Here is a 12,356-nt window from a genome sequence, read left to right on the forward strand (position 1 = left end):
ATTAAAAGTCAAACGTATCTGGATCCGGTCCACTCCGCAGATTTTCATTCAATTTGTTTAATCGTTCCATATCTTCTGAAAGGAGTTCGAAATCAGTAATGCACAGATTTTCTTGCATCCGTGAAGGTGTCATCGACTTAGGAATCGTGATGATGCCCTGTTGAATATCCCATCGTAGAATGATTTGAGCAGCTGATTTCTTGTATTGTGTAGCGAGCGACTGAACGACCTCATTTTCTAGAAGTTCCGCATTCATAAGCGGTGACCAGGCTTCAATTTGAATACCATGTTCGCTACAGAATTGACGTAACTCCGACTGAGTTAGTTTCGGATGGAGTTCGATTTGATTGACGACAGGTGTGATCGTTGCATGTTGCAGTAAGTCCTCGAGATGGTGGATTTGAAAATTACTCACACCAATCGCACGGACCTTGTCCGTTTGATACAATTCTTCAAGTGCTTTCCAAGGAGCTTGATACTTAGCTTTCCCTGGCCAATGGATCAAGTAGAGATCAAGATACTCTAACTGCATTTTTTCTAAGGATTCTGCGTAAGCAGCAAGTGTTTTTTCATATGATCCATGTGCATTCCAGACTTTTGATGTCACGAATAGTTCTTCGCGTGTTACGAGTCCTTCTTCGATAGCCTTCGCAATGCCTTTTCCGACACTTTGTTCGTTGCCATAGATGGCTGCAGTATCGATACTGCGATAGCCTTCGCGAATCGCAGTTACGATCGCTTGCTCGAGATCCGCACCGTCCTCGACACGAAATACGCCATATCCGACTTGTGGCATGTCCACACCGTTGTTTAATCGTACTGTAGAGATTTTCATATTCATCTAGCTCCTTTATCAAAATTACAGCAAAAAAATCGTGCTGTATGTGTGACATCATCATATCGGGAGCAATCAGAAATAAGAAGACGGCACTTTAAAGTTCCATAGTCACCAAAAAGTGACTTTTCCTAGATTACTGGGACGAGGGAAGGGCAAAAGTTAAAAAAATCAAACAGCAAACAGCCCTGCATTCGAAAATGCAGGGCTGTTTATGGAAATACAGAAAAATTAACAGCTATTTTTCAAGTGTTCATTTTGGAGATGCTGCTCTCCCCAGTCACATAAGACATCCATGGTCGATTTTAACGACCGACCATAATCCGTTAACTCATATTCGACTTTAGGTGGAGCTTGGTGATAAATAACCCGTCGAATGACGCCGTCCTGTTCTAACTCCCTCAACTGTTGAACGAGCATTTTTTGAGAGACGTTCGGCATGCGACGTTTCAACTCGCTCGTCCGGTACTTATCTTTAAACAAGTGGCATAAGATGACGACTTTCCACTTCCCACCGATTACTTTTAAAGCTGCTTCGACAGGAATACTAAATTTACTCAAAACGATGACCCCTTTATCCAATAAAGTTAAATACAATGACAGAGTAGTTCGTAAAAGAATTACCAAAACGAAATATAGCATAATTGGAGTATGATTCGTAAAAAGTAAGCTCATATATTCGCATATCATTTGCAGCGTTTATAGGAAATGGCTTAAAAATGAATGAATTTTAATTATAGGATACATGTCCAGCTATTTACTGAATAATACTTAATTGATTTATTGGAAAAAATTAGAAAATGGAACTTAAATAAGGAAAATATCGTATTTATTAGTTGTATAATAATTTTATGAACCATAATTACTTACTACATTACACAAATCTATATGTCGGAGGATACGTCTATGGTGTTACCGTTTCTTGGTCTTACTATCGGATTAGTTTTGCTGACGTTAGGCATCTACTTCATTCGGTCGAAGCATGCGAAAAAGACACTGCTAGCGGGACATGGAGATAGCGTCGACTCATTCGTTCTCGGCATCATTATGTCAATTGGTGTCATCCTATTTTGTTCATTGACTGTCAGGCATTACGGTTACATCTGTGTATTAGGTGGATTGTTCACTCTATACGGTGTCAGTGCAGCATGGTAAATCTTTAAAAGAAGCGATACAGCAAGGTAAAAGAGGAGCTCAAATCATGATTCAATTACTAAAACAAGTCGACGATCGCGTGTACCATATCGTCTTCTACCAAGAAGGTCGCACCTTGTTCTGCCGGGAAGGAGTTGCCCGAAAAGAGCAGGCGATCGATAGCGAGGATATGATGGAAACGAATGAAGAGTCCGCGACGAAACGAATCGTCTTCAAAAATCCATTGCGCGCATATCGTCAGAAGAAAGCATGGGTACGTGAAAAATTAGACGATGGATACATGAAATCGCCGTTTGCGATGTCTGAAGTGATGGATTTTCGAGCAGACCGACGGATCATAAAGTTGCGCATTTTAAGCGCTTTATTGATCTTATTGAGTGGATTACTGACGCTGACTGATATCTTACCGATTCCAGGATACATAACACTCGTTGTACTGATGCTTTTCTGGCCGATGCATCTCGAAGGAAAATCTGCGCGTGTACGCATTTATCGATGGTCAGGAGCACTTTTCATGTTCGCGTTAGCCGGCTCATCGAAAAACTATTTATCATCGATTAATCTCTCGATTAACGGAGTCGTCTGTCTCGTTTCAGGATTCATTCTCCTGTTATATGCTGCGGAACAATTAAAAGACCTAGCGACGAAAGGAATCACGTATCATGACGAATCAACAAGCGAAGGTGATTGAACTTAAACGCAATAATGGACAAACGACCGAGTACTGGGTTAGCTACCGAATGGGGCGTACGCTTTACCAGGTATCCGTACAAGAACGAGCCGATGATCAAACGGATGAAGGGGAGATCATTAAAGAACGTTTTCCGTTCTATTTCGGAATGAAAAAACGGATGCTCGAGTTAGCAGAAGAGAGAGAAGCACTTGGTTTTCGACCGCTGACCGAAGAAGAGAAAGCAGCGCCTGTCATCGAGGAAGAAGAACCGACGCTCGATCCTGCTTTCTTCAAGCCAGCTATTCGGTACGCTTGGTTAATGCTTGCTCTTGGAATCCTTCTGTTTCTCCTGCCTTCGCCGATCCTAAACGGACTCGCGTTCGGACTCGGATTGTACGTCTGGTATGAGACGTTTGGGCAAGCGGGAATGCCGCGCAATTATCAGAGATATTTCCACGGGATGTTAGCTGGATTGACGATCTTACAGGTGCTATCGGCTTTAGAATTCGAGCGCATCGTGCAACCGTACTATGCGACGATTTGTGTGCTATCAGCAGTCGTGTTGGTTCTGCTCGTTGTGCAACATCGTTTGAAAGAAACCGATCACATCGGTCAGGAGGAAAGTGTTCGGGTTAGGAAAATGAAGGACTATCCTGATGACTTAGATCTTTAAAAATGTATTCACTCAACTTTCAGAAGACTGCAAGACTTTATAGTGCTGTAAAATATAGTTATCACTTAAATTATTTTAGTCAGTCTACTGAAAAGGAGAATTAGGAATGCATGTACAATGGAATGACAAATCTATCCTTGAACTCATATTAATCGTCTGGGCAATCGGTGCCATCATCATCATCGTGAGTCAGGCTCGGAGTAAGAAAAGCTTAAAATCTAGTCTGATTAGTGGAACGATCGTTAATCTTTTGTACACAATTGGTATTTCATTACTTTGGTTTTACACGATCGCAGTCGATGGTATCAGTCAGGTATTAGTCGTCTATTTCTTCGCCGGTATCTTTACGATTCTTGAAATTCTGTTCGTGATCGTTCTATTGATCGTTAAACGTAAAAAATCAACTATCTCTTGAGGAGTAGAATTTTATTATGAATCGTTACACTTGGATTACCCGTGCTACTGTTGGGTTAGCAATATTTGATATGAGACGACGTGCGATTGATTTATTGTCGAGGCATGTCAAGCAGTTAGAAGAACCACTGGCAAGATCAAGTACGATTCTTTATATCGGGATGTTGCATCTTGAACTAGGTGAAGAGAAAGAAGCAAGTCAGTGTTTCTTAGAAGGATTGACGATCGTCGAATCGATGGAGCTTGCGTATGCACCGGAATTTTTAACGATGTTACGTGTGATGAAGTGGCATGAAGATTCGGACGTTATAGAACACTGGATTCAAAACTTCACCCATCGGATTGAGGATCATCCGAAATTCAAGCGGACGATCAAAGGGATAAAAGCGATAACTGATTGAACTCAAAAAGAGCGTTAACGATACCTGTCAGCACGAAATTCGAGATTACTGCTGAAGAGAAAATAAAGGTCAATCAACGTTTATGAAACAATTTAGTTTACATAATGAAGTAGGGAACGGCATGAGTCGTTTGCTACTTTTTTTGTAATTATGCAATCGATTGCATTCGTATGCTCATGCGATATCCAGGAAAAGGAATCATATTTCTTGCAAAAAACTAGTTTTTATTTCACACGATTTATGCAAAAATAGAACACAACAAACTGCGAGAATTTTTAGAAAAGTGAATGGCTAGACTATTCATCCTTTTGAGTAGAAGAGAGAAGTCATCATTTTTCGAATTCTAAATACTTTATTTTTTGAAAGCCTGGAGGGGAACGTATGAAATTGTTGAAGATGTGGAACCAAATCAGTTTAGTGAAACAAATCGCGATTGGCTTGATCGTAGGGGTTATCTTAGCCGTCACGATTCCTGAAGTAGCGAGTTCATTGACCATCTTTGGAACATTATTTGTCTCCTCACTAAAGGCAGTCGCGCCGATTTTGGTCTTTTTCCTAGTCATGGCTTCGATTGTGCAACATAAAAAGGGACAGCAAACGAACATGAAATCAATCATCTTTTTGTATCTACTCGGTACGTTCTTAGCTGGAGCGATTGCGGTCATCGTCAGCTTCCTGTTCCCGGTGACGATTACACTCAAGGAGAGCACGGAGGAACTGACAGCACCGGGTAACGCGGTCGAAGTCCTCAAGACACTCGTCCTCAACATGGTCGATAACCCTGTCAATGCATTAGTCCAAGCGAACTACATCGGCATTTTGACATGGGCGATCATCTTAGGATTAGCGCTAAAAAATGCGTCAGATTCAACAAAAACATTCATTTCGAATTTCTCAGACGCACTTGCAAAAATGGTTGGATGGATCATCAAGCTTGCACCGCTCGGTATCATGGGGCTTGTCATCGGTTCGATTACGGAGAACGGTCTCTCGTCACTTCTTGATTACGTGAGCTTGCTAGGGTTACTGATTGGCACGATGCTTGTCGTCGCACTGATCGTCAATCCATTGATCGTCTATATCAACGTTCGCCAAAACCCATATCCGCTCGTCTTTAAGTGTCTACGCGAGAGTGGGATCACGGCATTCTTTACACGCAGTTCGGCTGCGAATATTCCGGTCAACATGGAATTGTCTAAGAAGCTTGGTCTCGATAAAGAGACATACGGAATTTCAATTCCGCTTGGCGCAACGATCAACATGGCGGGTGCAGCGATTACAATCACGGTCCTAACACTTGCTGCCGTCAATACGCTCGGCATTCAAGTTGATATTCCGACAGCAATTATCTTAAGTGTCCTCGCTGCTGTCTGTGCGTGCGGTGCTTCTGGTGTCGCTGGGGGATCGCTTCTCTTGATTCCGCTCGCATGTAGCTTATTCGGGATTCCGAATGACGTTGCGATGCAAGTCGTCGCTGTTGGATTCGTTATCGGTGTCTTGCAAGATTCATTTGAGACAGCGCTCAATTCGTCAACAGACGTTCTGTTCACGGCGACAGCTGATTACAGAAAACGTTTGAAAGAGGGCGAGCAACTGTCAATCAATCGTCAGTCGATGAATGAAGCAGTGTCTGAAAAGGTCGTCAACGGCTGATCAGCATCGTATCTAAATAAGAAAAGGCATCCCATCTGAGGATGCCTCAATATGTAGAAAACCCCTCATTTCGTAATCGAAATGAGGGGTTTTCTACATGCATTAATAAATTTATCCCTCACCTAACGCAACGTATTTTTTTAACTTCCCTTTAAAACTCACTAAAAGAATTTCTTCCCTCTCTTTAGTAGAGTATATGACGGTACCCTTAGAGAGTTTCGTAGCAGTCCCATTATCAAAATCGTCTTTATCAGAATTCATTCTTTTTATTACTCCAACTTTTTTATTCTGAGTGACTTCGGTTTTCTCTGCCCATTCTACATCTGATTTGTAGATCGTATCATTGAATTGAAAAATGTCAGCATTAGAATCCTCATCTAATACTTCTGAAGCCGTCGGTTTTTCACTAGAACTTTGCATTGTCTCCTCATTACTACAAGCAACTAACATCCATACAGTTATGATCGAGAAAGCGCATATTAAAACGACTTTTTTCATGACATAACCTCTTTCTCGTTTTTGTATGTTATTCCATGTCGATACATGTTAACGTCAACTGTTCTTCACGATCACCATCCCATTTGATTCGTACATGGTACGTGTCAGTATCTTTAAAGATCTGTAAGGCGGCACTTGTCTCAAAGGTTGCGCCATCTCTTTCAGTTCCAATGAAGCTTTGGAAATGGCTAGAGTGTTTAGCATGTCGACCATCTGACAACTGACTATCGACAAACCAGGTCACAGGTTTCTGTTGGTGTTCCATTCGTTTCAGATCCTTTCCGATATATGTTAGGGCGTAGCCTTCGCTTACTCGGTAGGATAAAGGGCGCTCTTTAACTTGCCGTACATGAATCACGGCGTTCCAGGACTCGCCTTTTGCCTGAAAGATGAGAAGTTCGGGTTCAAGTGTCGCTGAAGCGCGGTGAATGCCATAGAACGTGAAAAGCGTGAGGAAAAGTAAGAATGCAATCAGTATGGTTCGCTTGAATAAGCGCTTGGACATAGAGGTCACTCCTGGACAGTCATTTCCTTTAGTCTAGCAAATTCAAATGCTTTACTTAGTCATGAATCTTAAGAAAAAGGGAATCCATTTTTACGGGATCCAGCGTCCGATTTGTTCGCCCATCTGCACGCTGCGCTCGATGCCTGGTGCGAGTTCAACAGTGTCTGGTGGCAAGACGAGGATGACGGTCGAGCCGAACGAGAAGTAGCCGAACTCTGCTCCACGTTCCAGCAGACGTCCTTGGTGTGTCTGAACGATCGTATTGACGTTCAGTGCGCCGACCATGACATGTTCGATCGAGCGATGGTCGACTTGCAAGCGCATGACGCGACGATAATTCCGCGTCAATGGACGTTTGCTGAACCGTAGCCCCATGTCATTAACGGGTGCCGATTCTCGTCCGAGCGTATAACTATTCGTGATTTTGCCTGTGATCGGGGAGTGCACACGATGATAATCGGTTGGGCTGAGATAGAAGATCAAGGCAACACCGTTCGCATAATCCTGCGCGCGCTCGGTCGAACCAATCAATTCGGCAACGGTATAGTCCTGTCCTTTGATTGTAAAACGACTATCTTCCGTTAACGCCGGAACGATTGAGAGCACAGCGTCGCTCGGACTGACAAAGGCATCTGGTGCTGATGCGATCGGTCGCATCCCGGGACGTAACTCGCGTACGAAACAATCGTGTAAAGAATTAAACGAATCGACGGGCTTAAGCGCTTGATCCGTCTGAATCTGATAGGTGCGAATGAATGGTCGGATTAATGGTTTACTGAAGCGACTCATCGCAAACCGTTTCAAGGTATTGGCGACTGCTGGTCTAGCGTTTAAGTGAACGATTGTATCAAAGATGGCTTTCTTCATGAGGTCAAACTCCTTTATGCGTTAATCTACTCCTCATGATACGGTCGAGTTCTTATGATGGACGTAGTTGTTTTCTTAAGTTTGCCTTAAGAAAAACACGTACTGAAGACGCAGCACTTGTGGGAGGATCATGATTTTCTCGTTAATAAATACAACAATGGACCAAATGCACCAATCGCAAGCGTGATAATCGCCCAAAGCGGAAAGCTTCGCCCTATGCGACGTGTATCGTGGCGAAGCCAAACGATGATGAAGAGAGCACAGAGAATGAGGTCAATGAAGATTTGAAGTGTCGCTGTGTTTTTTGTCGCTTCAACGAAGATGCCGAGCACACCAAAGTCAAGAATCGAAAAAGCAGTTAAAATTGCGAAGGCGATCGTGAGGAGTGCAATTAACGGTTTGGGAATAACGTCTACGAACGAAGCATTTGAATCATTCATATGAATAGTCCTCCTTAGTTAATGTAGTGATTACTACAATTAAATGTAGCATGTACTACAATGAAACGTCAATCGAGGATATAGAAGTGAATGTATTCCCATGAATCATTAAAGGATGAATAGTGACGACTATCAATTTGGTATAATACGGAAAAAGAGGCGTAGCATAGCGAGAAAGGAAGGAACAAAAAGATGAATGGAAAGCGATTGCGAACGATTTTCGCCATTAGTGCGGCTGTAGCAGTATTGATGAGTGGAGTGAGTATCGGAAGTGGAAGCAGTCATGTCGAAGCAAAAGTGGTTCAGGCGAAAAAAGCGTTCGATTATAAAAAATATCGTGCTGACCAATTGAAGGTCATCACGAAGTACGGCAACATCTTATCGGATCTTAGCTCCAAACCCCAAATCAAAATTCCTTCTTATTATCAAAACGAAACGTATCGGACTGCGGTGGAACAGTATAATCCGAAAGCGGAAAAATACGATTCAGATCAAGTTAAGGAATCAAGAAAAATCAGAGCGATGCGTGTCGATCTAAAAGCAGTCGATACATCGTCTGAGAAAAAAGCGTTCGACAAACGAATGACTGCGATGAAAACGGAAGTCAAACGACTGGTCAAAGTCGAGCAGGCACTAGCGAAGGAAAGCAAACCATTGTATCAAGAGGTCATGGAGTACGAGCGACAGCAGATGCAAGCGTTCGTCGCCCAATATGGACCCCTTGATCCAGCATTGACGTTGATTAAATCACTTCCTTACGTACAGGAACTCGAACGAAAACTGATGAAGAAAAAAATCAGTAAGCAAGACCGGATCGAGCGCTTGGATCGAGCAGCAGAGGCAATGTTACGAGAGCGGGAGAAGTCAAGTGAACGCGTCGGACCGGAACGTGGGAAAGTGACGATTTTGATTTATGAAAACAAATTCGACGAAGCTTCAGTTGTTTTTGAAGACGCGAAACAGCTGACGAAAGACGAGAACGTCCGACTGGATCTCAGCTTTAAGAAGATAAGTAGTCGATTTTTAAAATGAAGCATCCTTCGCGGATGCTTTTTTGCGTAGTGTCCGTCTCGGAAAAAACGAGTATGATGGGAAGGGAAGGAGTCGATCGAAAGTGGACAAGTTTGAACAAAAACGACAAGATTATACGCATCACATCGCGCAAGCGACGTTAGCATCAAGCATCAAGGAGATGAGTCTGAAGAAGATGGCGACCGCTGCCGGAACGAGTGACCGGATGCTGATGCATTACTTCAAGGATAAACAGGACATCGAGACAGCCGTGTTGACCGCGATCAGCCAAGAGCTGATCGAACTGTTGCAACAACCGAATCTTAAGCTTGAGTTCACGGCATTCGTCCGTTTCTTACGACAAGCAATTGATGAGCCGCGGATTAAACCATATTTGAATCTCTGGTTCGAGATCACCCATCTCGCAACGAGTCAGGGTGAGCCGTATACATCAATCACGCGGATGATCGGAGAATCATTCGACGACTGGATCAAACAGATATATGTGCCAGCGGAAGACGAAGACGTTGCTAAGCAAACGGCGTTACTATTTGTCTTCACGGAAGGACTCGTCGTCTTGAATAAGATTGGTTTAGAGGAGCGGATGGACGCGGCAGTTGAAGCGATGATTGATCTATACGAAAGAGCATAAATTTTATAAATTATCTTCGATTTCAATCCAGACTTGATAGAACATCTCTGCATCGAGTGGAACAATCGCAGTATGAACTCGAGATTCAGGAACTTGTGCTAAATAAAAGACAAGGATCGTAGCAACCTTAAAGTCTGGCGTACCATAACCAGTAATCGAACGATCGTGCATCTCATTCGCAATCGAGTCTGCCCAGACCTCGGCTTCACGTAACGTCTCGAACTGAAGCATCTTTTCCTTCCAACGAATCGACATCTTCATATCCTCTTCTAATGTAGTTAATGTTAGTATATGGAAGAAGGATACGATTGTTCAAGAAGGAGAATCAGTCATGAGCCGTTTTGGAATTCAAAAAGAGTTGATTAATCCGCCACTCGGCGCATCGTTCATTGGTTATCACCGGCAAAATGGTGTCGCAGCCGTTCACGATTCGCTCTATGTCACAGCGAGCATCTTCGAAAGTGAGCAGACGACGTCGATCTTCGTCAGCATCGATAATATCGGAATGCTTGTTGCTGATACGGATGTCATTCGTGAAGGAATTGCCGATCGTTTGAACGTATCTAAGGAACAGGTGACAGTTGTCTATACGCATACGCATTCTGGACCAGCGACAGCAGGAGATGAGACGTTGATTGTCGCTTACAAAACGATTTTGACGCAACAAGCGATTGCGACAGCTGTCAAAGCGCGTGAAGCGATGCAACCGGTTGAGATCGGCTGGGGTGTCACAAAGGGAAAACTTGGTGTCAACCGACGGGAAAAGAGAGACGGGCAAGCAGTGATGGGAACAGATCCACTTGGCGTGACGGACGACCGGATCGGGACATTATTAATACGGCGGACTGACGATTTGCGTTTTGTTGGAGCTTTCGTCTTTTGTACGGCGCATCCGAACGTCTTGAAATCAGACAGCGTCGTTCTATCGAATGATTATCCCGGTGTCGCCCGAACGTTGCTTGAACAGGCGCTCGGCTGTCCCGTTGTAATCGTCCAAGGGGCGACGGGGAACATCAATGCGAAATATCGCGGTGACCTAGCAAGCATACAGAAGATGGCGTTTGCTTTAAGTGGTCATGTCTTAACGACGATTCCAGACGTGTCGTATCAACCGTTAACGTACCACCGGATTCAGTCAATCATTCACCCGATGCACTTAACAGAATTACCAACGACGAACCAATTACAAGACATGGCGGATTACGCTGAACAGACATGGGGAGTCAGTGCAGCACGTTGGTTGGCGTACGTACAAGAGAAATCAGGAACGTCATTTACGATTCCGATTGAGATTCAGTTATTCGAGTTAAATGAAGGTTCGTTCTCCGGTATCCCAATGGAGCCGTTTTGTGAGACTGCATTACAGATCCAACAGACTCGTCAAACAGAACTCGCGTTTTTCGGGGGCTATACGAACGGTTACATCGGCTACTTACCGACAGCAGAAGAATATCCGTATGGTGGCTACGAAGTGTCAATCAATCCTGTTGTCTACGGTCCGGTGACGGGACTCTGGATGCCGCCTGTACCGGAAACAGCGAATGAAATCGTAGATCGTATCTTACAGCTGTATGAAACGAACAACAACCCGGTTTCTCTCATCTGAGAGACCGGGTTGTTTTGTGATTACGATTTGACTTTTTTGATGAACCAGAATAACGCGAAAACAAATCCGCATGTCATTAGGATAAATAAGAAAAGCATAATGAGTAATTTAGACAGTTGTAGCATCAAAGACCTCCGTGAATATGTATAGCTAAATTTTCGAACAATCGAATAGTAATAGAGTAACATAGCAATTAACAATATATAATAAAATGATTATTGTTTTAGAGGTTTTTATTAAAAGAGTTGATAAAGTTATGATAGGAATAAAATTTTCCTTTATTTTGAAACTTTTCTTTGATTGATCCGTTTATTAAGATGAGGACAAGTCAAATTATTGGAGACATAAACATGAAAAAGACAATAGGCGCGTTCGCTCTAGCAAGCGGCATGCTAATACTCGGTGGTTGTGGAACAGCAGCGACACAAACCGATTTATTTGAACAACAAGGAACATATCTGGGTGACAACAATAGCGTACGAGACATCGTCCAACGACTACCACACGGCGATCAGTTAAAGAAAATGGAACTTGCGACGAAAGAGAAGCCCTATCAATTGACCTTACGATATGCAGGTTATGAAGAAGGACAAGTCGAACAAAAAAGTAATCGCACGGCAATCTATAATGCAACAGCACTTTTCACACTGATTCCGAATGTCGATCAAGTGAATGTAACGATCGAAGATGCTTCGTATCATTTCACGAAACAACAGCTGCGCGACTGGTATGGAAAAGACTTTACGACGTATGATAATGAGAAAGCGCTGAAGAGTTTCACGAAGCCTTTTATCGAAGATTCAAAGAAAGTAAACGACTTATTGAACTGAACCGACCGGGCATGCTCTTGAAAAAGAGCGTGCTTTTTTTTGTTGAATCATTACCATAAGTTGTAAAAAGTACTTTGCATTACAGAGTAATTCAGTTTATCGTTAAGGTACTAATACATCCAAAATAAGGAAGGGGTTGGACG

The 12,356-nt window shown here is 43.1% G+C and carries 17 protein-coding genes; 10 read left to right on the forward strand and 7 right to left on the reverse strand.

Annotation, left to right across the window (positions count from 1 at the left end):
• Position 1: 1 nt before the first annotated feature.
• Positions 2 to 835, reverse strand: a complete 834-nt coding sequence (locus K6T22_RS07135; RefSeq protein ID WP_283205704.1) for an aldo/keto reductase — start codon at positions 833 to 835, stop codon at positions 2 to 4.
• A gap of 231 nt (positions 836 to 1,066) precedes the next feature.
• Positions 1,067 to 1,396: a winged helix-turn-helix transcriptional regulator gene (locus K6T22_RS07140; protein ID WP_058705278.1), complete on the reverse strand. Its 330-nt coding sequence runs from the start codon at positions 1,394 to 1,396 to the stop codon at positions 1,067 to 1,069.
• A 345-nt stretch (positions 1,397 to 1,741) separates the two neighbouring features.
• Between K6T22_RS07140 and K6T22_RS07145 the strand changes: the two genes are divergently transcribed.
• The 6 genes from K6T22_RS07145 to sstT all read left to right on the forward strand — a co-directional run bounded on the left by K6T22_RS07145 (position 1,742) and on the right by sstT (position 5,804).
• Positions 1,742 to 1,990, forward strand: coding sequence for a hypothetical protein (locus tag K6T22_RS07145; protein WP_238239683.1), 249 nt, complete (start codon positions 1,742 to 1,744; stop codon positions 1,988 to 1,990).
• 46 nt (positions 1,991 to 2,036) lie between these two features.
• Positions 2,037 to 2,681 carry a hypothetical protein gene (locus tag K6T22_RS07150; protein ID WP_238239684.1) on the forward strand — a complete coding sequence of 215 codons (645 nt, stop codon included), beginning with the start codon at positions 2,037 to 2,039 and terminating at the stop codon, positions 2,679 to 2,681.
• A complete protein-coding gene (locus tag K6T22_RS07155; RefSeq protein WP_238239686.1) occupies positions 2,653 to 3,336 on the forward strand; it encodes a hypothetical protein in 684 nt (227 codons plus the stop codon). Before K6T22_RS07150 ends, K6T22_RS07155 begins: the two co-directional genes overlap by 29 nt.
• A 106-nt stretch (positions 3,337 to 3,442) precedes the next feature.
• Complete coding sequence (locus K6T22_RS07160) at positions 3,443 to 3,751, forward strand: hypothetical protein (protein WP_238239687.1); 309 nt, start codon at positions 3,443 to 3,445, stop codon at positions 3,749 to 3,751.
• A 16-nt stretch (positions 3,752 to 3,767) separates the two neighbouring features.
• The gene (locus tag K6T22_RS07165) at positions 3,768 to 4,151 is read left to right on the forward strand and encodes a hypothetical protein (protein ID WP_238239689.1); all 384 of its coding nucleotides are present in this window, start codon (positions 3,768 to 3,770) and stop codon (positions 4,149 to 4,151) included.
• A gap of 381 nt (positions 4,152 to 4,532) precedes the next feature.
• Positions 4,533 to 5,804 carry a serine/threonine transporter SstT gene (sstT, locus tag K6T22_RS07170; RefSeq protein ID WP_238239691.1) on the forward strand — a complete coding sequence of 424 codons (1,272 nt, stop codon included), beginning with the start codon at positions 4,533 to 4,535 and terminating at the stop codon, positions 5,802 to 5,804.
• A gap of 111 nt (positions 5,805 to 5,915) precedes the next feature.
• Here the strand turns inward: sstT and K6T22_RS07175 are convergent, their stop codons facing one another.
• The 4 genes from K6T22_RS07175 to K6T22_RS07190 form a co-directional block, all read right to left on the reverse strand.
• Positions 5,916 to 6,302, reverse strand: a complete 387-nt coding sequence (locus K6T22_RS07175) for a hypothetical protein (protein WP_238239693.1) — start codon at positions 6,300 to 6,302, stop codon at positions 5,916 to 5,918.
• Positions 6,303 to 6,330: 28 nt separating this feature from the next.
• Complete coding sequence (locus tag K6T22_RS07180; RefSeq protein WP_238239694.1) at positions 6,331 to 6,807, reverse strand: hypothetical protein; 477 nt, start codon at positions 6,805 to 6,807, stop codon at positions 6,331 to 6,333.
• Between the two features lie 90 nt (positions 6,808 to 6,897).
• Positions 6,898 to 7,674 (reverse strand): phosphatidylserine decarboxylase, encoded by a 777-nt coding sequence (locus K6T22_RS07185; protein WP_238239696.1) that lies wholly within the window; start codon positions 7,672 to 7,674, stop codon positions 6,898 to 6,900.
• Positions 7,675 to 7,802: 128 nt separating this feature from the next.
• The gene (locus tag K6T22_RS07190) at positions 7,803 to 8,114 is read right to left on the reverse strand and encodes a DUF2834 domain-containing protein (protein ID WP_238239697.1); all 312 of its coding nucleotides are present in this window, start codon (positions 8,112 to 8,114) and stop codon (positions 7,803 to 7,805) included.
• A gap of 192 nt (positions 8,115 to 8,306) precedes the next feature.
• On the opposite strand from K6T22_RS07190, the gene K6T22_RS07195 reads away from it, so the two are divergent.
• Together K6T22_RS07195 and K6T22_RS07200 are read left to right on the forward strand one after the other, a co-directional pair.
• Positions 8,307 to 9,146: a hypothetical protein gene (locus K6T22_RS07195; protein WP_238239698.1), complete on the forward strand. Its 840-nt coding sequence runs from the start codon at positions 8,307 to 8,309 to the stop codon at positions 9,144 to 9,146.
• A gap of 82 nt (positions 9,147 to 9,228) precedes the next feature.
• Complete coding sequence (locus tag K6T22_RS07200; RefSeq protein ID WP_238239699.1) at positions 9,229 to 9,777, forward strand: TetR/AcrR family transcriptional regulator; 549 nt, start codon at positions 9,229 to 9,231, stop codon at positions 9,775 to 9,777.
• Positions 9,778 to 9,780: 3 nt separating this feature from the next.
• Here K6T22_RS07200 and K6T22_RS07205 read toward each other — a convergent pair whose 3' ends face one another.
• Complete coding sequence (locus K6T22_RS07205) at positions 9,781 to 10,026, reverse strand: hypothetical protein (protein WP_238240058.1); 246 nt, start codon at positions 10,024 to 10,026, stop codon at positions 9,781 to 9,783.
• An 82-nt stretch (positions 10,027 to 10,108) separates the two neighbouring features.
• On the opposite strand from K6T22_RS07205, the gene K6T22_RS07210 reads away from it, so the two are divergent.
• Together K6T22_RS07210 and K6T22_RS07215 are read left to right on the forward strand one after the other, a co-directional pair.
• Positions 10,109 to 11,383 carry an alkaline ceramidase gene (locus tag K6T22_RS07210; RefSeq protein ID WP_238239700.1) on the forward strand — a complete coding sequence of 425 codons (1,275 nt, stop codon included), beginning with the start codon at positions 10,109 to 10,111 and terminating at the stop codon, positions 11,381 to 11,383.
• Between the two features lie 350 nt (positions 11,384 to 11,733).
• Positions 11,734 to 12,213, forward strand: a complete 480-nt coding sequence (locus K6T22_RS07215; RefSeq protein ID WP_238239701.1) for a DUF4825 domain-containing protein — start codon at positions 11,734 to 11,736, stop codon at positions 12,211 to 12,213.
• Positions 12,214 to 12,356: the final 143 nt, after the last annotated feature.

This window comes from Exiguobacterium acetylicum (genome assembly GCF_022170825.1).
Taxonomy (GTDB): domain Bacteria; phylum Bacillota; class Bacilli; order Exiguobacteriales; family Exiguobacteriaceae; genus Exiguobacterium_A; species Exiguobacterium_A acetylicum_B.

What these genes read in the sequence shown, in the direction of transcription:
- K6T22_RS07195 (WP_238239698.1), top strand. Translation starts at nt 8,307, where the DNA reads ATGAATGGAAAGCGATTGCGAACGATTTTCGCCATTAGTGCGGCTGTA.
- K6T22_RS07210 (WP_238239700.1), top strand. Translation starts at nt 10,109, where the DNA reads ATGAGCCGTTTTGGAATTCAAAAAGAGTTGATTAATCCGCCACTCGGC.
- K6T22_RS07180 (WP_238239694.1), bottom strand. Translation starts at nt 6,807, where the DNA reads ATGTCCAAGCGCTTATTCAAGCGAACCATACTGATTGCATTCTTACTT.
- K6T22_RS07185 (WP_238239696.1), bottom strand. Translation starts at nt 7,674, where the DNA reads ATGAAGAAAGCCATCTTTGATACAATCGTTCACTTAAACGCTAGACCA.
- K6T22_RS07150 (WP_238239684.1), top strand. Translation starts at nt 2,037, where the DNA reads ATGATTCAATTACTAAAACAAGTCGACGATCGCGTGTACCATATCGTC.
- K6T22_RS07215 (WP_238239701.1), top strand. Translation starts at nt 11,734, where the DNA reads ATGAAAAAGACAATAGGCGCGTTCGCTCTAGCAAGCGGCATGCTAATA.
- K6T22_RS07160 (WP_238239687.1), top strand. Translation starts at nt 3,443, where the DNA reads ATGCATGTACAATGGAATGACAAATCTATCCTTGAACTCATATTAATC.
- K6T22_RS07165 (WP_238239689.1), top strand. Translation starts at nt 3,768, where the DNA reads ATGAATCGTTACACTTGGATTACCCGTGCTACTGTTGGGTTAGCAATA.
- K6T22_RS07190 (WP_238239697.1), bottom strand. Translation starts at nt 8,114, where the DNA reads ATGAATGATTCAAATGCTTCGTTCGTAGACGTTATTCCCAAACCGTTA.
- K6T22_RS07135 (WP_283205704.1), bottom strand. Translation starts at nt 835, where the DNA reads ATGAAAATCTCTACAGTACGATTAAACAACGGTGTGGACATGCCACAA.
- K6T22_RS07145 (WP_238239683.1), top strand. Translation starts at nt 1,742, where the DNA reads ATGGTGTTACCGTTTCTTGGTCTTACTATCGGATTAGTTTTGCTGACG.
- K6T22_RS07155 (WP_238239686.1), top strand. Translation starts at nt 2,653, where the DNA reads ATGACGAATCAACAAGCGAAGGTGATTGAACTTAAACGCAATAATGGA.
- sstT (WP_238239691.1), top strand. Translation starts at nt 4,533, where the DNA reads ATGAAATTGTTGAAGATGTGGAACCAAATCAGTTTAGTGAAACAAATC.
- K6T22_RS07175 (WP_238239693.1), bottom strand. Translation starts at nt 6,302, where the DNA reads ATGAAAAAAGTCGTTTTAATATGCGCTTTCTCGATCATAACTGTATGG.